The organism is Nonomuraea sp. NPDC052634, assembly GCF_040678535.1.
Lineage (GTDB): Bacteria > Actinomycetota > Actinomycetes > Streptosporangiales > Streptosporangiaceae > Nonomuraea > Nonomuraea fastidiosa.
Map to the genome: position 1 here is coordinate 2189850 of NZ_JBFATY010000001.1, position 22993 is coordinate 2212842.

The window sequence follows — 22993 nt, forward strand, 5'->3', positions numbered from 1 at the left end:
CCGCAAAACCGCAGATCAGGGACGTGGGACAACGGCAAAACGGCTCCGCATGAGCGGCGAATCCAGCATCCTGGGCATGGCCGAATTCGGCCCGAGCATGGCCCTCACCTACTCCGGTCCCCCTTCTCCGCATAAAGAGGTCTTCGTGACTCGGTACGCCATCGATCGTGCCCACACCACGCTGCTCGCCCAGTGGAGCACCGGCATCGGCGACACCGCCACCGTCGTGGCCCCGCTCACCCGCGACCAGCCGCGTGAGGACACGTGCCGGCTCGCCGCCGCGCTGACCCGCCTGTCCGGCCTCTGCTGGCGCGCGTACACGCACCCCGCCGGCTGCGGCGATCTCCACGACGCGAACCGGCGGCGGGAGCGCGAGGCGTTCGCCAAGGTGCTGCCCGCCCTCATCGCCACCAGGCGGCCGCCCGACCTGCCGGACGGCACCGAGGTCGAGCGGGCCGCGCACGACGTCGCCAGGGTGCTGCAGACGATCGGCGCGTCCCAGCTCACCACGCTCGTCACCACCGACGTCGCGGCCGAGCTGGCCGCGGTCGAGCAGGCGGAGCGCGGTGACCTGTCCGAACGTGCCAGGCAGGCGGTCGAGCTGAGCCGCGAGGACGCCTCGCCCCTGCAGATCTCCCGGGCCGACCGGCTGCTGCGCGACGATCCGTGCGGCGGCGAGACCCTTCTGACCGAGGTGGACCCCACGGCCGCCGCCATCGCCGCCGCCCACTGGTTCCACGCCGCGCTCGCCGTCACCGCCCGGCACACCGGTCTGCCGCCCGAGCGCATCGTGGCCGCGGCCGGGCGGCCAGGACGGCCGCTCGCCGTCGAGAGCCTCACCGGCGTCACCGCCGCCCTCGACTCCGGCGTCCGGGCCCGGCAGGCGGTCATCCCGCTCATCCGCACCGCCCTGCACGTCGCCGAGGGCCACCTGTGCGGCCTGCGCGAGGTACGGCGCCGGCTCGCCGCCGCACGAGACCTCGTCCACGCGGCCGGGTACGGAGGCTGCGAGCCCGCGTCCGAGGCCGTCCATCTGCCGCTCACCGCGCTCGACCCGGTGCGGCCCGCCCCCGACCTGCTACGCAACCTGCTGCACGGCATCAGGACCTGCCTGCTGCACTACGAGCGGCACGATCGGCCCGCCGCACCGGATCCGCGGGTGCAGCCCGCCGCACCGGATCCGCGGGCGGCGTTCGTCGCCGCCACCCGGGAGGAGGCCGCCGCGCGTACGGATCGCCTGCTGTGATCGCCGCCGCCCGGCCTGGACGTAGGCTGGTGGCCATGGCACAGGAGCGTGCGAAGGGCGTAGGCCGTCCCCCGCGTCTCACCCTTGAGGCGATCCTGGAGGCGGCCGATCGCATCCTGCGCTCGGAGGGCCCGGAGAAGCTGTCGATGCGCCGCCTCGCCCAGGAGCTGGGCAGCGCGCCGATGACGCTCTACTACCACGTACGCGACAAGGACGAGCTGCTGCTGCGCGTGATGGAGGAGCAGGCGAGGAGCATCCCCCGCCCCGAGCTCCCCGAGGACCCGCGCGAGCGGCTGATCGCGGTGGCGACCATGCTGCACGAGCAGCTCTCCGAACGCCTGTGGATCGTCGAGGTGCTGGCGGGCGGCGACCTCATCGCCCCCTCGGCGCTGTGGTTCGTCGAAGAGATGATCGACGCCGCCGTCCAGTGCGGCCACCCGCCGGAGCGCGCCCTGTTCATCTACCGCTCGATCTGGTTCTACATCGTCGGCGACCTCATGATCCGGGCGAAGGGCGCCCGGCGGCGTTCCAGCGTCCCCTCGTACGAGGAGTCGGTCGTCGCCGGGCTGCGCGCGGGCACCCATCCGAGGCTGTCGTCGCTGGCCGACCGCTGGACCGAGCTGAACGCCCGCGACACCCACCGCGAAGGGCTGACCGCGATCATCGACGGGCTGCTGCGGACCACCGCGCCCTGAGGTCACGGCGTCACCGACAACTCCCAGAACCCCGCGTACCTGCCGCCGCTGCGCACCAGCTCCTCGTGCGTGCCCTCCTCCACGACGCGGCCGCCGTCGAGGAAGATCACCCGGTCGGCGCGGCGCACGGTGCGCATGCGGTGCGCGACCATCACCACGGTACGGCCCGCCATCAGCCGCTCGACGCCCTCGTGCACGGCGGCCTCGTTGACCGGGTCGAGCGCGGAGGTCACCTCGTCGAGCAGCACGATGGGGGCGTCCTTGAGCAGCGCCCGCGCGATCGAGACGCGCTGGCGCTCGCCTCCGGACAGCCGCGCCCCGCCCTCGCCGACCTTCGCCGCCCAGCCGCCCGGCAGGCGTTCGACGACCTCGTCCAGCCGGGCCGCGCGGGCCGCCGCCCGCACCTCGGCGTCGGTGGCGCCGGGGCGGCCGAGCCTGACGTTCTCCTCGATGGTGCCGTCGAAGAGGTAGACGTCCTGGAAGACGATGGCGATGCGCGACATCAGGTCTTCCGCGGCGACGTCGCGTACGTCCGCACCGCCGATGCGCACGGCGCCCGCGTCCACGTCGTAGAAGCGGGCCAGCAGGTGCAGCAGCGTGCTCTTGCCCGCGCCCGACGGCCCCACCACGGCCAGCCGTTCGCCCTCCGCCACGGACAGCGACACCCCGTCGAGGACGGTGCGGTCGCCGTGCCGGAAGGTGACGGCGTCGAGCCGCAGGTCGTGGCGGTCGGGCAGGACGGGCTTCGCCGGCTCGGGCAGCGGCTCGGTGTGCAGCACGGTGTCGAGCCGGTCCAGCTCGGCGCGGGCACCGCGCAGCTTGCCGCCGATCTCCGCCAGCGACAGCAGCGGGTCGGCGCAGCGGGCCGCGAGCACCAGGATCGCCAGCACCTCCGCGGCGCCGATGCCGCCGCCGAGCGCGAGGTACGCGCCCAGGGCCAGCAGCGCCGTGAACACCACCTGGACGGTGAGCGTCAGGCCCACGGCGGCGGGCAGCGTGGCGAGCAGGGTGGCGCGCGCGGCCCGCCGTACGTGCCGCAGCGCGTCGTCGAGCAGCGCGAACCGCTCCCCGCTCCGGCCGCCGGCCCGCAGCACCGGCTGGGCCTGAAGATACTCGATGACCCGGTCGGTGGACTCCTTGTCGCGTTCGTGCCGGTCAGCGTCGGCGGCGGCCGTCGCGCGGGCGGCGTACGCCTGGACCCCCGCGACGGCGGGCGCGGCGACCAGCGCGGCCAGGCCCATCCGCCAGTCGAAGACGGACATCACGGCCACGATCGTCAGCGGCGTCACGACCGCCGAGACGAACGGCGCCAGCAGGTGCGCGGCCACGCCCATCGCCTGGAGCAGGCCGCGTCCCGCCATGACGGACACCTCGCCGACCCGGCCGGTGTCGTACCAGCCGATGGGCAGCCTGGCCAGGTGGCCGCCGAGCCGGTAGTACATGCCGCGCAGCATCGTGGTGCCGACCCTCATGCCGGACAGGTCGGCGGCGTAGCGCAGCACGGCGTAACCGGCGACCGCCGCCCCGAACCCCGCCAGCCACGGCACGGCACTCTCCGGCGCGCCGCCGAGCAGCTCGCGCAGGACCGGGACGAGCAGCGCGTACGACAGGCCCTCGGCGACGGCGGCCACCGCCATCAGGGCCAGGGTGCGGCGCATCGGGCGGGCGTACTGGTCGCCGAGCACCCGCAGCAGCGTTTTGATCATCGTGCCTCCTCTCCTTGCCGCTCCCCGGCCTGCGCCGCGTCGTACGCGCCTGCCTGTGCCGGGTCGTGCGCGGGCCGGCGCTCCCCGGCCTGTCGCGGGTCGTGGGCGCGCCAGAACGCGGCGAACCTGCCGCCCCGCCGCAGCAGCTCGGCCGGGGCTCCCTGTTCGGTGATCACGCCGTCCTCCAGCAGGACGACGGTGTCGGCCCCGGCGATGGTCTCCTGACGGTGGGCGATGACGAGGATCGTCCGGTCGCCGCCGAGGCCGGCGAGGGCGCGGCGTACGGCCTGCTCGGTCTGCGGGTCGGCGAAGGAGGTGGCCTCGTCGAGCACCAGGACGGGCGTGTCGGCCAGCAGGGCGCGGGCGAGCGCGACGCGCTGGGCCTCGCCGCCCGACAGCCTGGCCTCCTCGCCGATGACCGTGTCGTAGCCGCGCGGCAGCTCCATGACGCGGTCGTGGATGCCGGCCAGCCGGGCGGCCCGCACGATGGCGTCGCGATCGGCGTGCGGCACCGCGAGCGCGATGTTGTCGGCGACGGACGCGCGCAGCAGGCGTACGTCCTGGAAGACGAACGAGACCCGCCGGTAGAGCTCGTCGGCGGCGATGTCGCGCAGGTCGGCGCCGCCGAGCAGCACCGCGCCCTCCGCCGGATCGAAGAACCTCGGCAGCAGCCGGACCAGGGTGGACTTCCCGCTGCCCGACGGTCCGACCACGGCGGTCGTGGTGCCGGGCTCCAGCACCAGGTCCACGCCGCGCAGCACCTCGCGGTCCTCCTCGTAGCCGAAGCGCACGCCGCGCAGCTCCACCCGGTGGCCGCTCGGTGTCACCGGACGTTCCGGCTCCGGCAGCGGCCGTACGGACAGCACCTCCTTGACGCGGCCGAGCGCGCGGCCCGCGGCGGTCACGTCGTCGAACCCGTGGCCGAGCGCCGCCACCGGAGCGGTCAGCCCGAGCCCGAGCAGCAGGAACGGCAGCAGGTCCGCCGGCGCCAGACCGCCCGACGCGATGCGCACCGCACCGCCGATCAGCACGACCAGCAGCACGAACGGCGGCGCCAGCACCAGCCGCATCGCCGCCGCGATCGGCGACATGCCGCGCACCCAGCGCAGGAAGGTGCCGACGAAGTCGTCCACGGCGGTGATGAACGCCCGGTGCGCCCGCTGCGACCCGCCGAACGCCTTCACCACCGCGATCCCCTGCACGAACTCGACCACCGAGTCCGCGATGCGCCCCATGGCGGCCTCGAACTCGCGCTGCTCGCGGGCCCTGGCCGGCAGCATCAGCAGCGGCACCAGCATGAGGGCGAGCGCGACGGGGATCAGCGTGATGAGCGTGAGCCGCCAGTCGACGGTGAGCAGGTAGATCAGCGATGCCGCGGGCACCACGAACGCGGCGGTCAGCTCGCCGGGCGTGTGTGCGATCAGCGGGTGCATGGCGCTGACGTCGTCCCCGACCACCTTGGCCAGCTCGCCGGTGCGGCGTCGCGACAGCCAGCCCATCGGCGCCCGCCCGAGCCGCTCGGCGAGCCGCCTGCGCAGCGCGAGCTGCACGTCGGTGTCGACCAGGTGGCCGATGCCGGACGACGTCGCGGTGCACACCAGCCGGACGAGCAGCCCGGCCGCGCCCGCGATCACCACCGTACGGACGTGTCCGGCGTCGATCGGTCCCGGCGCGAGCAGCGTGCGGCCCAGCTCGACGACGGCCAGCAGCGGGGCGAGGCCGGCGAGGGCCCCGGCGATCTGGAGGATCACCACGGCGGCGAAGCCCGGGATGTGCGGGCGCAGGAGTCCGGCCGTGCCCGGGTCGGGCGCGGGGTCGCGGACGCGTTCGCGCCGCGCCGCCGCCGGTGCGGATTCGATGGCGGTCATCGCGCTCCCTTCATTTTTCGTACGCGTACGAATAAGGGTATGCGAGAAGGAGGTGGGGTGCGCGAGCCGATGTCCGGAATGGGGCTCGGGCGCAGGGAGGGCGCGATGGAAGGGCGCGGTGGAAGGGCGCGATGGAAGGGCGCGGTGGAAGAGCTTGAGACGTGCCGCCCACCGGTGGGAACTCAGGACAGGGGCGGAAAGCGCATAAAAAGGCGCGGATCACAGGCGGCGGAAGGCGCGGCGGTAGGCCGCGGGCGCGATGCCGCGCCGGGCGGCGAAGTGGTGTCGCAGGGTGTCCGCGCCGCCGAACCCGGCCCGCGCCGCCACGGCGTCCACGCTCAGCTCGGTGGTCTCCAGCAGCTCTTCGGCGAGGCGCAGCCGCTGTTCGAGCAGCCAGCGGTGCGGCGTGGTGCCGGTCAGCGCCTTGAACCGGCGGGCGAACGTACGCGGCGACATGGCGGCGCGCGCGGCGAGCGCCTCCACGGTGAGCGGCCGGTCGAGGTGCCGGGTGATCCAGTCGAGCAGCTCCGACAGCTCGTACGGGGTGCGCGGCGGCGGCATGGGCGCCTCGACGTACTGGGCCTGCCCGCCGGCCCGATGTGCGGGCACCACGAGGCGTCTGGCCAGGGCGTTGGCCGTGGCGGCACCGTACTCCAGCCGGATGAGGTGCAGGCAGGCGTCGATCCCGGCGGCCGCTCCGGCGCTGCTGAGGACGGGGCCGTCGGAGACGTACAGGATGTCCGGCTCGACCCTGACACGGGGGTGGGCGCGCGCGAGCAGGCCGGCGAACTGCCAGTGGGTGGTGGCCCTGCGGCCGTCGAGCAGCCCGGCGGCGGCCGCGAGGAAGGCTCCTGTGCAGATGGTGAGCACGCGCGCGCCCCGTTCGGCCGCCGCGCGCAGGGCGGCGAGCAGCGGCTCGGGCACGGGCGCGTCGAGCGCGGGCCAGGCGGGCACGGTCACCAGGTCGGCGCGGGCGATGCGGTCGAGCCCGTGTTCGACCTGGACGGAGAAGCCGGAGGTGGTCGGCACGAGGCCGGGCGTGGGCGCGCAGACCGCGAAGTCGTACCCGGGCAGGTCGTCGTCGGAACGGTCGAGGCCGAACACCTGGCAGACGATCCCCAGCTCGAACGTGGCGGCCACGTCCCCGACGACGGCGACGACATCGCGGATCACGTCTGCGATTCTGGCAGGAAATTCCCGCATCTGGTCATTCCTGCCACTCCCCCGCCTCCGGTGCCGCCCGCGACGCTGGGGGCATGACCATCACCACGCACCCGCGCTTCCCGCTGCCCGGACAGGGCCGCCCGGCGGTCGCCGTGCCCGCTCCGGGCCCCGGGCCGCAGCGCTGGGCCGGCGCGCCGAGCGCCGCGCTCGACGACGACGGCACGTACGTACTCGCCTACCGGGTACGCGACGGCGAGGACCGCAACGTCGTGGCCCGCTCGGTGGACGGCGGGCGCTTCACCACGGTCGCGCTGCTGCCGCGCGACCGCTTCCGCGCGGCCATGGTGGAGCGTCCCGCCCTGGTCCGCACGCCGTCCGGGCGCTGGCGGCTGTACGTCAGCTGCGCCACGCCGGGGACCAAGCACTGGTGGATCGGCGTGCTCGAAGCCGCATCGCCGGAGGGCCTGGCGACGGCCCGGGTGCGTACGGTCTTCGCGGGCGATTCTCGTACCGGGGTCAAGGACCCGGTGATCCGTCACGACGGCCGCACCTGGCGGGCGTGGCTGTGCTGCCACCCGCTGGACGTGCCGGGGGCCGAGGACCGCATGAGCACCGCGTACGCGACCAGCGATGACGGGCTGACCTGGCGGTGGCACGGCACGGTCCTGACCGGCCGCCCCGGCGCCTGGGACGCCCGCGGAGCCCGGCTGACCGCCGTGCTGCCGGACGGCCGCGCGTCCTACGACGGCCGCGCCTCGGCCGCGGAGAACTGGCGGGAACGCACGGGCATCGCCGTACCTGCTGGCGGCCCGCTGCCGGCTTCGATGGGCACAGAGCCCGTCAACGCCCCGGTGGGCGCGGACCCGGTCGCCGGCCCACTACCCACCCCGGAAGGCACGGATCGGGTCGCCGGCCCACTACCCACCCCGATAGGCGCGGATCCGGTCAGCGGCCCGCTACTCATCCCAGTGGGCGCGGAGCCCGTGGCGGACGTGCGCTACCTGGAGGTGCTGCCCCTGCCCGGAGGCGGCCACCGCCTGTTCTACGAGGCCCGCCGCCCGGACGGCTCCCACGAGCTGCGCACGGAACTAGTGCCGGGCTGACGCGCACGCCACACGGGCCTGAACACACCCGCCATCCCAGCCGACGCGACGGCCGCCCGGTCAGACGCGACGGGGTGGCTCCGGTGCCGAGGCGCACACCGCCCCGGCCGCCACGCGACGGCCGAGGCGCACGCCGCCCCGGCCGCCATACGACGGCCGGGGCGTTCACGCGGTGAGGAGCAGGCCGGACTATGGTGTCGTCTTGCAGTCCCGCGACACCACCGTGCCGTCCTCCTTACATATCGTGCAGACCTTCTTCGGATTGGTCGTGTCGGGCGCCGTATCGCATTCCCTGAGCTTCGGCTTGGTCTGTTTCTGCTCGCAGTACTGGCGTTTCCAGCCGCCGCGCTTCCCCTTGCAGTAGAAGCATCTGCGACCGGACTCGCCGGTCATCCACTTACACGGCGCCGCGCGCGACTCCGAGACACCGGTGGCGGTACGGAAGCAATCCGCCGTATCGGCGTTGACCTGGGATGACGCTGACGGGACGAGGGCGGCGGCCACCATGGCAGCGGTGGCGCATGCTGTTTTGAGCATGTGTCCCTCCCTTCCTCTCCGCCCATGGTGACGAACGCCGACGGGAAGCCGTCAAGTGGCCACCGGAAAATCTTTCTCGCCGCCACATCGGCCGCCCGGGATTGAAAACATCCGGCGGCCTTGAAATTGCACAATCATGGCGTACGGACGCGCGTTTCTCCGCTAATTCATGAATGAAGTGGGTGTGACGGCGGCCAGGTGCTCGCGAATCAGCGGATGCACGAAATGGTAGATCCCGTCGCCTGCCGGGCAGAGAAGGCCCGCGTCGACGGCGGCGTCCAGGAAGGCCGGCACGTCGTACACGCCCGCGTCCCGCGGCTTGGTCCGGACGTCGGTGCTCTCGCCCGACACCACGTGACCACTCGCCGTACCAAATGCACGGGCGACTCGCCGCAGAGTCAGGCCGAGCAGCCGGTCGGGGTCGGCCTCGCGGGCGGTCAGCAGGCCCTCCAGCCGTCGCCGGGCCTCGGAGGGCGCGGTCCCGAGCACGCGTACCGTCTCGAATCCATCCGGCTCCGCGTCCCGTCCGGTGAGCACGACGCCGCAAGGAGTGTTCCGCGCCCATGCCAGGAACTCGGAAGGTCGGGTGGATTCGAGTTCCTCGATGCCGTCCACGATGAGCACGAGCGCGCCCGCATGACCGCGGCGTGCGCGTTAGTGGCGGACAGCCCGTACTCGGCGCCCAGGGCGCGCGTGACCCACCGTTCGGACTGCGGCAGCCCGCTGACGAGGACTTTGCCTTCTGCTTGCCGCCGCCACCCGGCGTCAGGCCGGTCGCGGCGGCGCCGTGGCCGGCGGCTTCGAGTGAGTCGGTCTGCTCGATCGTGCCGGCGGTCTCCACGACCAGATGAGCCCGATGGCCTCGACTACCTTGCGTAAGTAGGTGCGCCCGTGAGCAGGGGTTCGCCGCCGTGCCGGATCAGGCGTACGGAGGTGAGCCCGTGTGCGGTGGCGTGTTCGGCGATGCGTTCCGCGGCGGCGGTGACGAGTTCCGGGGCCATGACTTTGGGCTGCGACCGCCAGCTTTGGTCCGCGAGAGTGGAGACGTAGCAGTAGTCACAGGCCAGATTGCAGCGGCTGTGCACTTTCAGGAGGAGTTGCCGGAAGGGGCGGGGGCGCCATCCGTTGTCCAGCAGTTTGGTCACGTCGAGAGTGTCGGGCCACTCTCGCGGCGGATCCTCCCCCAGGTAGGTCAACGTGGAAACTCCCCGCGCCGCCGGAAATATCCGAGTGAATCACGATGCTAGCCGAGTCATGCCCAATTGTGGAGAACCACGAAGGTGCCAGGCATGATCGGCCGTCGCTTTTCGGTCGGTCATTCGTTGAGCGGCGACCGGCCTTTTCACTGGAGGCGGCTTTCGCCGAGCGGGATGATACGGGGCCCAGTGGTCCTTTCTCCGGTGCCGCGACAGGGCCGCGGTGCGGGCGGCTGGTGCGGGGTCCGTGCGGGCCGTCCCGTCCGGAGGCCCGCAGACCCCACCACTCACACCGCGACCCTGTCGCTTCCGTACGAGGACCGATCGCGCATTAGCGCAGCTCGCTCGGCCACCACCAGCGGCCGTCGTTCCTCTCCGGCTCGTTCTCGACCTCTTCCTCTGGCGCTTCGACTTCCTCGCGCTCGACCTGCAGCGGCTGCACCCGCTCGTGGCGGTGGTGGCGCAGCTCGTGGCGGCGGTTCTTGTTGTGGTTGCGGTTGTGGATGATCACCCGGATCCGCGGCATGTGGAACCGCGGGTTGTGGAGAATGGGCTTCTCCTTGGGCACGTGGCGGACCTTGGTGACGTGGCGCACCGGCGCCGCCGGAGCGGGCGGGCCGCCGGCCTGAACGGTGTGGAAGCCCGCGCTGGCGGAGGCCACACCCTGGGCCAGCGGAAGGAAGATGACGCTGGAAGCGGCGGCGGCCACGGCCAGCATCGCGTACCGTCCGCGGCGGGACATGTTGGTATTCACTGCACTCGTTTCCTTGCCTGGATAAATTGGCCAGAATCCGGCACCCGCACTTTTGTCGGGACACCTAGACGCAAGCAGACGTACCCATGCAGATGTTCTCAGTTACCTCCTTAAACCCAAACAACCCGTCAAAACCCACAGATTGCATTCAATAACACGACGCCCACCGGCCCCCAGACGAGGTTTCTGGGGGCGAGGGCTACGAGCTTTCGGGTGGCGGCAGGGGCGGGGGTACGGGGAGCTGCGGGCTGCAGGACTGCGGGGCCACGACGAGGAGGCGGTGCCCGTAGGGGCGGCGTTCGCGCCAGTGGGCCGGCAGCGCGGGCACGCCGGGGTCCGAGTCATGGTGCGAGCCGGGCTCTGATGGCTTGTCGAGGTCTCGAGGCAGGTCGAAGTCGCGAGATAGGTCGAGGTCTCGGAGTGACCGGGATCGCGGGGTGGGCCGCAGTTGGGCCGACGGTGGCTTGAGGCCGCGCCCAAGGAGCAGGCCGGCCGTGGGCTGGGGTCCCGCTCAGGGAGCAGGCCGGCCGTGGGAGGTCCGGCCGACCGTGAGCAGCCGTGGAAGGTAGGCCCAGCCGTGGGAGATCCGGCCGACCGTGAGCAGCCGTGGAAGGTAGGGCCGGCCGTGGGTAGTAGGGCGGGCCGTGGCTGTGAGGCGGGCTCAAGGGCGTGGCGCGGGCTGCGGTCCGAGGGCAAGCGCAGATTGTGGCGCGGGCTGTGGTCCGAGGGCAGGCGCAGGCGCAGGGTTGTGGCGCGGGCGGGGTCGAAAGCGGGCCCGGCTGCGGCACGAGACGCGCTCAGGGGGCGGGCCCAGGTAGCAGCGCGGGACGCGATCGGAAGTGGGCCCGGGGGTTACGGTGCGCGACGCGGTCGAAAGCGGGCCCAGGTTGCTGGGGCAGGCAAGCCCGGGCAGTAGGACCGCGCAGGCAGGGAGAAGCGGTGGTCCACCCCCAGGTGGAAGCGGTCAGGTGGCGTCGTGGTGGTGGCGGACGGGGCCGGGCTCCTCTCGGCGCTGGTGCGGTACGGCGATGTCCGCACCCCGCGGCCCCAGGTAGGGGTCTGTGGCGCGCAGGCCGGCCGTGGCGACGACGCGGCTGACGTCGCTGGGTGTGATGAGGCCGAGGAGGCGGCCGGTGGGGTCGAGGACGACGGCGCGCCCGTCCGTGCTGCGGCCCATGCGCTGGAGCAGGTCGGTGAGCTGCTCGTCGGGGCGTGCCTTGGGCACCTCGTGGGCCGGGCAGGCGATGTCGCTCAGCCGCGTGACGGCGCGGTCCTGGGGAAGGACCTGGCGGATGCGGTTGAGCGTGACGAGTCCGGTGAAGGTGCCGTGCCCGTCGACCAGCGGGTACGTGGACAGCCGGTGCCGCAGCACGACCCGGTCGATGAGGCCGGCCACGGTTTCGTCGGGGTGGGCGGTGATGGGGTTGCCGGACATCACGTCGGCCACGCGCAGCCCGTAGAGGGCGTGGCCGAGCTGGGTCTGCTGCTCCTCGGCGGTGGCGGCGTTCACCAGGAACAGGCCGATGAGGGCCAGCCAGAACCCCTGGAACCCGAGCCCGGCGAGCACCTGGATGAAGCCGAGGGCGATGAGCACGTACCCGAAGACCCGGCCGGCACGGGCGGCGGCGACGGCCGCCCGCGTACGGTCGCCCCAGCGCGCCCACAGCGCGGCCCGCAGCACGCGTCCGCCGTCGAGCGGCGCGGCGGGGATGAGGTTGAAGATGGCGAGCAGGACGTTGACGGCGGCGAGGTACCAGAAGACGCCGGCCAGCAGCGGCGTCCCCAGAGCGGCGTCGGCGAGCAGCGCGATGGCCCCGGAGACCACGCCGACCAGCAGGCTCGTGAGCGGCCCGACGACCGCGATCTTCAGGTCGGCGCCCGGCGTGCGCGGCTCGCCGCGCAGTTCGGCGACGCCGCCGAGCAGCCACAGGGTGATCTGCGCGACGTCGATGCCGTGGCGGCGCGCGGTGACCGCGTGCGCCAGTTCGTGGGCGAGCAGCGAGGCGAGGAACAGCACGGCCGCGACCAGCCCGGCCAGCAGGTAGACCGCCGGGGATCGCCCGGGGAAGACGGCCGGGAACCGCCCGAAGGCCAGCCCCACGACCAGGATGACGACGATGACCAGCACGCTGATGTTGAGCCCGACCCGGACCCCGGCGATGCGGCCAAGAGGAATCGAGGAGCGCATCTTTCCTCCCGCGGAATGGCTGTCGCCGTCCCTTACCCTCAGGGCAGGAAAGGTCACCTGCGCTCCGCGGGGGTGCGGCTACTGCTCGGGCGGGCCGGTCCTGGCCGTTGGCGGGGTGTCGCGGCCCTCGACGTCGGTGCCGGGCCCGTGACCGTCTCCGTGGCCGTCGCCGCTGGAGAGGCGGATCCTCTCGCCTCCGTACGCGCGGCTCATCTTGATCCTGAGCTTGCCGAGCGGCCCGCGCGCGACCTTGGGCGGCACGCCGTCGCCGTCCGGCCCCGACGGCAGCATCGGGACGGGCTTCTTGCCGAGGACGTGCGCCTCGATGTCCTCGGACGGCGGCGCGTGGACCTCGATGAACTCACCGTGCGGCAGCCGCTGGATGACCCCCGACTCGACGCCGTGCGAGACGACATTGGCGTCGGAGCGCTGCAGGCCGAGGCAGATCCGGTACGTGATCCAGTAGGCCAGCGCGGGCCCGATGAAGATGAGCGCGCGGCCGGCGTACGTCGTCCAGTTGAGGCTGACGTGGAAGTGGGTGGCGAACAGGTCGTTCGCGCCGAGCAGCCACAGGACCCCGTAGAACGTGATGGCGGAGATGCCGATCGCGGTGCGGTGCGGGTTGTTGCGGGGCCGGTCGGCGATGTGGTGCTCGCGCTTGTCGCCGGTGACCCACTGTTCCAGGAACGGGAAGAGCACGAGCCCCGTGATGATCAACCCGAGCGGCACGAGGGCCGGGATGAGCACGCTCAGCGGCAGTGTCCCTCCGGCGGTGCCGAAGAGGTTGATCTCCCATGGCGGCATGAGCCGCAGCGAGCCTTCCAGGAAGCCCATGTACCAGTCGGGCTGGGAACCGGCGGAGATGTCGGCCGGTGAGTACGGGCCGAAGAGCCAGATGGGGTTGATCTGTGCGAACGTCGCGAGCCCGCACAGCACCGCGAGCGTGAACAGCAGGAACGCGCCCGACTTGCCCATGAAGGCGGGGTACAGCGGCGAGCCGACCACGTTGCGCTCGGTACGTCCCTTGCCCGGCATCTGGGTGTGCTTCTGCACCCACATCAGTACGAGGTGAGCGGTGATGAGCGCGAGCAGGATGCCCGGGATGAGCAGGATGTGCAGGGCGTAGAAGCGCTCGATCACGGTCTCGCCGGGATACTCGCCGTCGAAGAGGAAGAACGACAGGTACGTACCGATCAGCGGAATCGACTGCAGCACGCCCTGCGTGATGCGCAGACCGGCGCCGGACAGCAGGTCGTCGGGCAGCGAGTAGCCGGTCAGGCCCTCGAACAGCGACAGCGTGAACAGGCCGATGCCGATGAGCCAGTTCAGCTCGCGCGGCTTGCGGTAGGCGCCGGTGAAGAACACCCGCAGCATGTGCACGACCAGGCTCGCCACGAACAGCAGGGCCGCCCAGTGGTGGATCTGCCGCACCAGCAGGCCGCCGCGCACCTCGAAGCTGATCTCCAGCGTGGACGCGTACGCCTCGGACATCTGCACGCCGAGCAGCGGCGCGTACGGGCCGTCGTAGATGACGTGACCCATGCTGGGACGGAACCAGAAGGTGAGGAACGTGCCGGTCAGCAGCAGGATGATGAACGTGTAGAGCGCGATCTCGCCCAGCAGGAACGACCAGTGGTCCGGGAAGATCTTGCGCATGTTGCGCTTGAGGAAGGCGGCACCGCCGAGACGGTCGTCCAGGAACGTGCTCGGCCCGCTGATGAACTTCGGCGGTGTCTCCATCGATGGCCTCCCCCATAGCCGCGGCCCCGGCACCGGCGGGACGATCTCCGCCCCCGCGATCGCCTGCCCCACGCTGGAACTCCGGGGCGACTGGTTAGGCGGCTGCCCCCGATCGGCCCCGGGAAAACACAAGCACCAGCAAGGACTTCTCCGAACGGGCATCGGCAGGGCTCCCGCAGGCGCCCTCGGGAGTGGGGGTGGAAGGCAGGCGTCGCGGGCGGTCCGCGAGTGGGCACGGACGGAAAGCGGGGCGGTTCGCGGACGAGCGCGCGGCGCTGGGCCGGGCGGTTCGCGGACGAGCGCGCGGCGCTGGCCGGGGCGGTTCGCGGCGGGCGCTGCGGCCGGTTTGCGGGTACGTGTGACGGGCAGCCGCGCACTCATGAAACGCACACGCACGTTCACCAGGCGCACGCGACACCACCGCGCCCGCGCCCCGAGACGGCGGGGGCTGCTGCTGGCGGGCGCCGCCGCGGCGGGAGCGACGGCGGCGATGGCGGCACGCGTGCTGCGGTCCCGACGCCCCGAGACCGTCCCCTGGTACGCGGTCACGGTCGAGGCCGACCCCGCCGCGCTGACCGGCAGGGACCGGCCGGACCTGCTCGCGAGGCTGGCCGAGCGGCACGAGATCCGTATCAGCCGCGCGCCGGGCGGGCGGGGCACGGAGATCGCGGTCCGCACCGCCGACGGCGCGACCAGGGAGCAGGTACGCGCGCTCAAGCAGCTCCTGGAGACCGGCGAGGTGCTGCGGGTCGAGGGCCAGCCGGAGGGCCGGCGTACGGCGTTCGGCCGCACCGCCGCTCCCGTCATCCGCCACCTGACGCGAAGGGGACCCCGATGAACGGCGCGCTGCGCGGAGGGAGGGCGAGGCGATGAAGGCGCTGTGCTGGACGGGCGTGAACGAGCTGACGGTCGAGGACGTCCCCGAGCCGCACCTGCTCAACCGCCAGGACGCCCTGGTCAAGGTGACCGCCAGCTCGGTGTGCGGCTCCGACCTGCACCTGCTGGACGGCTACGTCCCGGCGATGCTGGCCGGCGACGTGCTGGGGCACGAGTTCGTCGGCGAGGTGGTCGAGGTCGGCCCGGACGTGAAGGAGCGGCGGGTGGGCGAGCGCGTCGCGGTGTGCTCGATCCTGGGCTGCGGCCGCTGCCGCTACTGCCGCGAGGGCCTGTGGTCGCTGTGCGACAACACCAACCCGAACCCGGGCGTGCAGGAGAAGCTGAACGGCCACTCCAGCGCCGGGATCTTCGGCTACTCCCACGCCATGGGCGGCTTCGCGGGCAGCCACGCCGAGTACGTGCGCGTCCCGTACGCCGACGTCAACGCCTTCCCGGTGCCGGAGAACGTGCCGGACTCGAACGCGGTCTTCGCCTCCGACGCGGTGCCGACCGGGTGGATGGGCGCGGATCTCGGCCAGGTGGGGCCGGGCGACGTGGTGGCGGTGTGGGGGTGCGGCGGCGTCGGGCAGATGGCGGCGCTGGCGTCCCTGCGGATGGGCGCCGAGCGGGTGATCGCGATCGACCGGTTCCCCGAACGGCTCGGCATGGCCGCCGCGATCGGCGCGGAGCCGCTGGACTACGAACGGGCCGACGTGCTGGACGCGCTCAAGGAGATGACCGGCGGGCGCGGCCCCGACGTCTGCATCGAGGCGGTCGGCATGGAGAGCCACGGCACCGGCCCGCAGTACGTCTACGACCGCGCCAAGCAGGCGGTGCGCCTGCAGAGCGACCGCGGCCTCGCGCTGCGGCAGGCCGTGCAGGCGTGCAGGAAGGGCGGCACGGTGTCGGTGCTCGGCGTGTACGTCGGGATGGTCGACAAGTTCCCGATGGGCGCGCTGATGAACAAGGGCCTGACGATGCGCGGCGCCCAGCAGCACGGCCACCGCTACATCCCGATGATCCTGGACCGGATGAGCCGGGGCGAGATCGACGCCTCCCACCTGCTCACGCATCCGATGCGCCTGGACGACGGACCGGAGGGCTACGAGCTGTTCAAGCGGAAGCTGGACGGCTGCGTCCGCGCGGTCTTCCGTCCGTGACCTGCACCGATATTTCACACAATCTCATGAACTCGGGCGCGGTGGCGGCCATCGGATACAGGCGTGAGATTCTTCGTCACCCAGCTGTTCCGTTTCGCCTGGGCGGAGGCGCGGGCGTGCACGTTCGCGGTCGCCATGTTCGCGGGCCTCGCCGTCTCGTCGGTCGTGCCGCTGCCGATCCCGCGCTACGACGCGCTGCTGCTGTACGCGGTCGCGGTGACCGTCCTGCTGCGCCTGACCCGCTGGGAGACCGGCGCGGAGACCGCCGTCATCGCCGCTTTCCACCTGGTGGGGCTGGCGTTCGAGCTGTTCAAGGTACGGATCGGCTCGTGGAGCTACCCCGAGGACGCCCACACCAAGATCGGTGGGGTGCCGCTGTACAGCGGCTTCCTGTACGCGGCCGTGGGCAGCTACGTCTGCTCCGCCTGGCGGATCTTCGAGCTGCGGCTGGTCGGCTACCGCACGGTGCCGACGACCCTGGTGGCTTCGGCCATCTACGTGAACTTCGTCAGCCAGCACTTCTCGATCGACCTGCGCATCCCGCTGGCCGCCGCACTGCTGCTCGTCACCTGGGGGACGGTCGTGCACTTCACCGTGGGCGGCCACCGCTACCAGATGCCGCTGGCGCTGTCGCTCGCGCTCATCGGGTTCTTCCTGTGGGTGGCGGAGAACATCGCGACCTTCCTGGGCGCCTGGCAGTACCCGCATCAGCAGGACGCCTGGCACCTGGTGCACCCGGCGAAGTTCGGGGCGTGGGCGCTGCTGGTCAGCGTCACGTTCGTGATGGTCGCCTCGTGGCAGGCGACCCGGGGGCGGCTGCACCTGCCCGCCGCGACACGCGTGCGCGGATGGGCGACGCCGGTGCGCCGGGTACCCTCGTAAAGCGCGAGCCGTTTCGTCATCCCGTACGCGCAGCCGTCCCGTCCGCAGGCCCAACCGTCCGTACGCGAAACAGACCGACCGCGAAACCGTCCCCGTCATGAAGATCACTGCTTGCTCCATGACGCGAACCGTTCCGCGAACCCGCCGGCGGCCGCACACCCGCCGGCCCCGCGCCGTCCATCCGCGCGTCATATGCGTGCGGTATGTTGGGCGGGTTCTTCCGGATGCCACCGTCCGCGTGGCCCCAGGGCGAGGAGGTGAGGCTGCATGAGCAGTCAACCTCCTAGTCGCACTCGCTGAGCAGCCGACATCCCCTTCTCCACCCGGCGCTGCCGCGTGCCCTCATGCCGTCGCGCGCGCCGGGTCGTCGCCCTTTGAGTACGTTCCGGAGGTCCACCGATGATGTCCGACTGGCGTTCACGCGTTCTGCGTCCCGTACGGCGTATCGCGGCTCCGGCCGTCAAGGCAGAGCCCGAGCGCAAGCCCGCGCCCGAGGAGTCGATGGATCCGCACGGCCGCCGCCCTGCCCGGCGCGACGGCGTGCGGGTGCTCGACGGCCAGGTGCTCGACGCCGCCCTCTACCGCGACGGCCGGCGTCTCGACAGCCCGTCGTCCCCCGCCGACGTGCGCGCCCGGCTGCGCGACGAGCCGGGCACGATGGCCTGGATCGGCCTCTACCAGCCCGACGAGGAGCATCTGGAGGTGCTCGGCAAGGAGTTCGGGCTGCACGAGCTGGCCATCGAGGACGCCGTCGTCGCCCATCAGCGCCCCAAGCTGGAGCGCTACGGCGACACCCTGTTCGTGGTGCTGCGCGCCGCCCGCTACGACGACGCCGCCGAGCAGGTGGAGTTCGGCGAGATCCACCTGTTCTGCGGCCCCGATTTCGTGCTGACCGTCCGCCACGGCAACGCGCCCCCGCTGCACGCGGTGCGCGAGCGCATGGAGGCCGACCCCGCGCTGCTGGCACGCGGCTCCGAGGCCGTCCTGTACGCCGTGCTCGACCACGTCGTGGACGGCTACGCCCCCGTCGTCGCCGGCCTGCAGAACGACATCGACGAGATCGAGACGCAGGTGTTCGGCGGCGACCCCGGCGTCTCGCGGCGCATCTACGAGCTGTCGCGCGAGGTGATCGAGTTCCAGCGGGCGACCAGGCCGCTGCTCGCCATCCTCGACGGCCTGACGGCGGGCTTCGACAAGTACGGCACCGAGGAGGAGCTGCAGCGCTACCTGCGCGACGTCGCCGACCACGCCACCACCGTGGCCGAGCGGGTGGACGGCTTCCGCCAGATGCTGGCCGACATCCTCACCGTCAACGCCACCCTCGTCACGCAGGCGCAGAACGAGGAGATCAAGCACATGACGGAGGCCAGCCTGGCACAGAACGAGGAGATCAAGAAGATCTCCTCGTGGGCCGCCATCCTCTTCGCGCCCACCCTCATCGGCACGGTCTACGGCATGAACTTCGAGCCGCCGAACATGCCCGAGCTGCGCTGGACCTACGGCTATCCGTTCGCGCTCGGCCTGATGGCGCTGACCTGCCTCAGCCTGTACGTGATCTTCAAGCGGCGCGGCTGGCTCTGACCCCCGCCGGACCCGCTCACACGCCCTGGCTCAGGGCGGCGATCACCGTGATGAGCGCGATCGGCCCCAGGATCGCGGTGTTCACGATGACCGCGCTCTGGCCGGGCAGCACGCGGGCGAGCGCGGTGGAGGCGACCTGCCGCACCTTGCCCGCGCCGGGCAGCGCGAACAGGCCGATCGTGAACGCCCCCGCCGCCAGCGACTCGGCGTGGCTCGCGTTCAGCCAGCCGGTCATGTGGAGGAGCGTGCCGGCGACGATGCCGAACGCCAGCGACAGCAGCAGGTGGCCGACCGTCACGAGCGCGGCCCTGGTGAGGTCTTCGCGCTCGTCGTCGAGGTAGTGGCCGGCGATCCGCAGCGCCACCGAGAGCCCCGCCGCGATCAGGCCGATGGTGACCGGCCTGAGCACGGTGATCGAGGCCAGCATGATGAGCACGAGCACGCCGGAGAAGTCGCTGCTCTTCAGGAATCTGCGCAGCTCGAACGGCTCGCGGGGCGGCGCGGGGCGCGGCGGCTCTGGCTTGTCCTCGTGAACGGTGGGGGCCGCGGTGGTCGCGGGGTGCGCCTGCTCGTGGACGCTCGTGGCGTAGGTGACGGGCGGCAGCAGGTCGGAGACGGCGTCCTGGCCGGCGGGCATGGTGAGCGTGCGGTCGTACGCCGGGGTGGCGGTGGGACGGCGGCCGTCGGGGTCGAGCGCGGCGGCCATGCGCGCGAGCTCCCGCGCGGTGGGCCTGGCGGCGGGGTCGACGTCGAGCGCGCGGGTGAGCCAGCCGCGCAGCCAGCCGGGCGCGTGCTCGGACTGCCAGCGGCCCTCCATGGTGTTGAAGCAGACCGACTCGAACGTGCCCGTGCCGAACGGCGGCAGCCCCGTGGCGGCGAAGAACACCGTCGAGGCGAGCGCGTGCACGTCGGCCGCCTGGGTGATCAGCGACTCGCGGATGATCTCGGGCGCGAGGTAGCCCGGCGTGCCGACGAACATCCCGGTCTGCGTCAGCCGGGCCGAGTCGACGAGCTGCGCGATGCCGAAGTCGATGACCAGCGGCTCGCCGTCGACCAGCATGACGTTGGACGGCTTGAGGTCACGGTGGATCACCCCGGCCGCGTGGATGTCCACCAGCGCCTGGCACAGGCCCTGGGCGAGCCTGACGACCTCATGGGGCTTCAGCGGACCGTCGCTCAGCACGGTGTCCTCGAGCGTGCGGCCGTCGGCGAAGCGCGTCACCACGTACGGGCGGCCGCCCGCGATCTGGGCGTCGATCACCTCGGCGACGTAGCGGCTGCGCACCCGGCGCATGGTCTCGACCTCGCGGATGAGCCGGTCGCGCGCCTTGAGGTCGGCGGCCACGTGGGGGTGCAGCACCTTGATCGCGACATGCCGGCCGGCGGGGTCGAGCCCGAGGTGGGCGACGCCCATGCCGCCCTCGCCGATCTTCCTGAGCACCCGGTAGGGGCCCAGCATGTCCTGCGCCTGCGTGCTGCTCGTTCCCGAGGTCATCCTCCGCCTTTCCCCGTCTGGGCGCGCCTGCTTTCTCACCCGCTCCAACGCTCCGGCGGGTACTTGAGGTTTCCGCCATCGCTCCGGCGTCGCCGCGATGCCCATACCGTACGGGCTTTCCGGCGGCCGGGAGCCCGCGTACGTATTTCTTCCGGGTTATTGACGAAATTCCAGGGATATCGGCAGACTCTCCGGCATGTCGCGCGGCGGCCGCCCCCGCCCCCGCGACCGGGAGCTGGGCCGGGTCTGGATGCGGGACACGTACGTGAACTGCTTCATCGTGCGCGGCCGCCCGCTCTATGTCGCCACCGGCACCACGCGGGTGCCCGGCCTGCAGGCGGCCGCGCCCTGGAACGACGGCATCTTCGTGTGGACCGCGCCGTCCCTGCGCGGCCCGTGGCGGCTGGTGGACACCACCCGCATCAGGCCCGGCGCGGAGAAGGGCAAGGTGTGGTCGCCCGAGTTCGTGAACGAGAACCGCGAAGGGCGCACGGTGGTCGCGCCCTGGCAGGAGTACTGGAGCGACGAGCGGTTCGGCAAGCGGGGTCAGGTGTGGGCGCCCGAGGTGCACTGCTTCCGCGGTAAGTGGTACATCGTGGCGTGCATGGGCGACCACTCCCGCAAGGTCGGCTCGTTCCTGCTGGTCAGCGAGGGCGGGATCGAGGGGCCGTACCGGCTCGCGGAGGGCAACCTGGACAAGCCGTTCGGCGAGTCCTTCATCGGCGGGCCCGACTTCATCGAGCCGGGCGCGTACCACCACATCGACGGCAGCACCCGCCACGCCTACGACCCACCGGGCCCGGGCCGGACGCAGTACCAGTACGACGCGGTGGTGGCGGTCGCCGACCGGTTCGAAGGGCCCTACTCCAAGCGGTGGACGCTGGGCGTCGGCGCGGGGCACAACAACCTCTTCCGCGACCACGCCGGGCGGTTGTGGGCGACGTTCTTCCGCAACCCGAACGCCGGCTACTGGGCCGACCCCTCCCGCACCGGCGACGCGGCCGTGCCCGGGGTGGTGCGGCTGGAGTGGACGGGGCCGCGCGGCGACCGGCTCTACGTCCAGCGCCGCCGCGGCCACTGAGACCGCCGTCCAGCCTCTGCTCTACAGCCTGTAGAGTACGTGGAGATCTTCCAAGGAAAGGGGCGAAAGGTGCTGCGCTGGTTCCGTGTCGCGGCGGTGGCCGAGGCGTGCTCGTGGGCCGGGCTGCTGGTCGGGATGTTCTTCAAGCACGTGACCGAGACCAGCGAGCTCGGCGTCAAGATCTTCGGGCCGATCCACGGCGCGCTGTTCGTGCTCTACGGCCTCGGCGTGCTGCTCTCGGCGCGGGAGGCGGGCTGGGGCCGGGGCACGGTGGTGCTCGGGCTGGCGTGCGCGGTGCCGCCGTTCACCTCGATCTGGTTCGAACGCCGCATGGCCGCCCGCACCCCGCAGCCGGCCTGACGCCACCTCTGGGGTGTACCGCGCCCCGGCATGACCGCTGAGGCGCAGAACACCGACTCAGCCGCCGACCGCGACCTCAGCCACCGACCGCTACCTCAGCTGCCGACCGCGACCGGGCGCCCCCTGCGGCCGGTCTCCCGCCGTTGCTGCGCGCGTTCGACGTGCCGCTTCAGCCGCGCCAGGTCCTGCCGCAGCTTGTGGCCGGGGTCCGCGCCGAGGAGCTTGGCGATGGCGTGCCCGGCGGCGCCCACCACCGGGTTGTACGTGAACCGCACCTGCACGCGGGTCCTGCCCCGCCCCCTGTCCACCAGCCGCAGCGACCCGGTGTGCGCGATGAGCTGGCCTTCGGTGGACTTCCAGGCGATCTCCTTGCCTTCGTCGCGCTTGGTCTCAGTGGCGTCGAAGCGGATCGGCACACCGGCCGGGCCCTTGATCATCCAGTGCGAGAGCCCGCCGTCGGGCGAGCGGCGCACCTCGTACACGTCGGGCATGACCTCGGCGAACACCGAGTAGTCGCTCACCAGCTTCCAGATGGCCTCGGGCGGCGCGGTGATCTCGACCGCCTCCGCCACGTCCACCGCGCGCCTGCCGGCGTTGATGCCGGTGAGGCGGCGCAGCGGCAGGTTCGTCAGCGCGCGTGCGGCCACGGCGGCGCCGGCCGCGCGCACGATCCAGGCCAGCGGGCCGGGCAGGCGGCGGGAGGCGGTCAGCGCGTACGCGGCGGCCAGCCCGGCGCCGAACCTGGCGGTCGGGGACCAGCGCTGCTGCCGCAGTTCGGGAACGGGTTCGCGGGGCCGGCCCCGGCCCTGCAACGTCGGCACGCCGGACGGGTCGATGTGCGGGATCCAGCGGGCGTCGACCGCCTTCACACCCGGAATGCGCCGCACCGCCTTCCTGGCGTGCTCCTCCTCTTCGGCGAGCAGGTCGCCTTCCAGCGTCACCACGTGATCGTGCACGGAGACGCGCACGGCGTGCGGGTGGCTGACATGACGGCCCAGCTCGGCGCGTACCCGCTCCGACAGCACCCGGTCGTCGGCCGAGCGGCCCGCGATCCGGTAGCGCAGCTCGGCGCCCGCTCCCCGTCCGCGGTTGCCCAGGTCGCGGCTGAGCACGGCCGCGCCGTCGCGCATCTCGTGCGTGGCGTGCGCCGCCTTGTCCCGTACGCGCGCCCTGCGGGCCCGTCCCCTCGCGGGGTCCAGCAGGTACGCGGCCGCGGCCCCCGCGCAGGCTCCCACCCCGGCCGCCTTGAGCAGGCTGGGCAGGCGTGACGGCCCCGCGGTCTCGTCCCGAAAGGTGCTCATGACTCCCCCAGTTCGCACCGGCTTGATGCTGCTGAGGGCCGCTACCCGCCGACGACCTGG

At 72.4% G+C, this 22993-nt stretch carries 20 protein-coding genes; 9 read left to right on the forward strand and 11 right to left on the reverse strand.

Features of this window, described 5'->3' with window-relative positions; all coding sequences use genetic code 11:
- Window positions 1-145 precede the first annotated feature (145 nt).
- Both AB0K67_RS09870 and AB0K67_RS09875 read left to right on the forward strand, forming a co-directional pair.
- The gene (locus tag AB0K67_RS09870) at window positions 146-1246 is read left to right on the forward strand and encodes a hypothetical protein (RefSeq protein WP_364055772.1); all 1101 of its coding nucleotides are present in this window, start codon (window positions 146-148) and stop codon (window positions 1244-1246) included.
- A gap of 35 nt (window positions 1247-1281) precedes the next feature.
- Window positions 1282-1941, forward strand: coding sequence for a helix-turn-helix domain-containing protein (locus AB0K67_RS09875; protein WP_364055775.1), 660 nt, complete (start codon window positions 1282-1284; stop codon window positions 1939-1941).
- A gap of 2 nt (window positions 1942-1943) precedes the next feature.
- Here AB0K67_RS09875 and AB0K67_RS09880 read toward each other — a convergent pair whose 3' ends face one another.
- From AB0K67_RS09880 to AB0K67_RS09890, 3 genes are all read right to left on the reverse strand, one after another.
- A complete protein-coding gene (locus AB0K67_RS09880) occupies window positions 1944-3647 on the reverse strand; it encodes an ABC transporter ATP-binding protein (RefSeq protein WP_364055778.1) in 1704 nt (567 codons plus the stop codon).
- A complete protein-coding gene (locus AB0K67_RS09885) occupies window positions 3644-5515 on the reverse strand; it encodes an ABC transporter ATP-binding protein (protein ID WP_364055781.1) in 1872 nt (623 codons plus the stop codon). The genes AB0K67_RS09880 and AB0K67_RS09885 overlap by 4 nt, the downstream gene beginning before the upstream one ends.
- Before the next feature lie 219 nt (window positions 5516-5734).
- The gene (locus tag AB0K67_RS09890) at window positions 5735-6688 is read right to left on the reverse strand and encodes a helix-turn-helix domain-containing protein (RefSeq protein WP_364055784.1); all 954 of its coding nucleotides are present in this window, start codon (window positions 6686-6688) and stop codon (window positions 5735-5737) included.
- Between the two features lie 83 nt (window positions 6689-6771).
- Here AB0K67_RS09890 and AB0K67_RS09895 point away from each other — a divergent pair, with 83 nt between their 5' ends.
- Window positions 6772-7782: a hypothetical protein gene (locus AB0K67_RS09895; protein WP_364055787.1), complete on the forward strand. Its 1011-nt coding sequence runs from the start codon at window positions 6772-6774 to the stop codon at window positions 7780-7782.
- A 189-nt stretch (window positions 7783-7971) separates the two neighbouring features.
- On the opposite strand, the gene AB0K67_RS09900 is transcribed toward AB0K67_RS09895, so the two are convergent.
- The 6 genes from AB0K67_RS09900 to AB0K67_RS09925 form a co-directional block, all read right to left on the reverse strand.
- A complete protein-coding gene (locus AB0K67_RS09900; protein ID WP_364055790.1) occupies window positions 7972-8319 on the reverse strand; it encodes a hypothetical protein in 348 nt (115 codons plus the stop codon).
- Between the two features lie 162 nt (window positions 8320-8481).
- Window positions 8482-8943 (reverse strand): hypothetical protein, encoded by a 462-nt coding sequence (locus AB0K67_RS09905; RefSeq protein ID WP_364055793.1) that lies wholly within the window; start codon window positions 8941-8943, stop codon window positions 8482-8484.
- A gap of 242 nt (window positions 8944-9185) precedes the next feature.
- Window positions 9186-9464, reverse strand: a complete 279-nt coding sequence (locus AB0K67_RS09910; protein WP_364055796.1) for a hypothetical protein — start codon at window positions 9462-9464, stop codon at window positions 9186-9188.
- 382 nt (window positions 9465-9846) lie between these two features.
- Entirely contained in the window at window positions 9847-10257 is a 411-nt protein-coding gene (locus AB0K67_RS09915) for a hypothetical protein (protein WP_364055799.1), read from the reverse strand.
- Window positions 10258-11233: 976 nt separating this feature from the next.
- On the reverse strand, window positions 11234-12457 hold the full coding sequence (locus AB0K67_RS09920) for a site-2 protease family protein (RefSeq protein WP_364055802.1): 1224 nt from the start codon (window positions 12455-12457) through the stop codon (window positions 11234-11236).
- 78 nt (window positions 12458-12535) lie between these two features.
- Window positions 12536-14197 carry a ubiquinol-cytochrome c reductase cytochrome b subunit gene (locus AB0K67_RS09925; RefSeq protein WP_364055805.1) on the reverse strand — a complete coding sequence of 554 codons (1662 nt, stop codon included), beginning with the start codon at window positions 14195-14197 and terminating at the stop codon, window positions 12536-12538.
- A 379-nt stretch (window positions 14198-14576) separates the two neighbouring features.
- Here AB0K67_RS09925 and AB0K67_RS09930 point away from each other — a divergent pair, with 379 nt between their 5' ends.
- The 4 genes from AB0K67_RS09930 to corA all read left to right on the forward strand — a co-directional run bounded on the left by AB0K67_RS09930 (window position 14577) and on the right by corA (window position 18696).
- On the forward strand, window positions 14577-15035 hold the full coding sequence (locus tag AB0K67_RS09930) for a hypothetical protein (protein WP_364055808.1): 459 nt from the start codon (window positions 14577-14579) through the stop codon (window positions 15033-15035).
- Window positions 15036-15066: 31 nt separating this feature from the next.
- Window positions 15067-16233, forward strand: a complete 1167-nt coding sequence (locus AB0K67_RS09935; protein WP_364055811.1) for a zinc-dependent alcohol dehydrogenase — start codon at window positions 15067-15069, stop codon at window positions 16231-16233.
- A gap of 63 nt (window positions 16234-16296) precedes the next feature.
- On the forward strand, window positions 16297-17115 hold the full coding sequence (locus tag AB0K67_RS09940; protein ID WP_364055814.1) for a DUF817 domain-containing protein: 819 nt from the start codon (window positions 16297-16299) through the stop codon (window positions 17113-17115).
- A 399-nt stretch (window positions 17116-17514) separates the two neighbouring features.
- Window positions 17515-18696 (forward strand): magnesium/cobalt transporter CorA, encoded by a 1182-nt coding sequence (gene corA / locus AB0K67_RS09945; RefSeq protein ID WP_364055816.1) that lies wholly within the window; start codon window positions 17515-17517, stop codon window positions 18694-18696.
- Window positions 18697-18712: 16 nt separating this feature from the next.
- Here the strand turns inward: corA and AB0K67_RS09950 are convergent, their stop codons facing one another.
- Window positions 18713-20191, reverse strand: a complete 1479-nt coding sequence (locus AB0K67_RS09950) for a serine/threonine-protein kinase (protein WP_364055819.1) — start codon at window positions 20189-20191, stop codon at window positions 18713-18715.
- Window positions 20192-20387: 196 nt separating this feature from the next.
- Here AB0K67_RS09950 and AB0K67_RS09955 point away from each other — a divergent pair, with 196 nt between their 5' ends.
- Window positions 20388-21272 carry a hypothetical protein gene (locus AB0K67_RS09955; protein ID WP_364055822.1) on the forward strand — a complete coding sequence of 295 codons (885 nt, stop codon included), beginning with the start codon at window positions 20388-20390 and terminating at the stop codon, window positions 21270-21272.
- A gap of 69 nt (window positions 21273-21341) precedes the next feature.
- Window positions 21342-21632 carry a DUF3817 domain-containing protein gene (locus AB0K67_RS09960; RefSeq protein ID WP_364055825.1) on the forward strand — a complete coding sequence of 97 codons (291 nt, stop codon included), beginning with the start codon at window positions 21342-21344 and terminating at the stop codon, window positions 21630-21632.
- Window positions 21633-21727: 95 nt separating this feature from the next.
- On the opposite strand, the gene AB0K67_RS09965 is transcribed toward AB0K67_RS09960, so the two are convergent.
- A complete protein-coding gene (locus AB0K67_RS09965; RefSeq protein ID WP_364055828.1) occupies window positions 21728-22933 on the reverse strand; it encodes an SRPBCC family protein in 1206 nt (401 codons plus the stop codon).
- Window positions 22934-22993 lie beyond the last annotated feature (60 nt).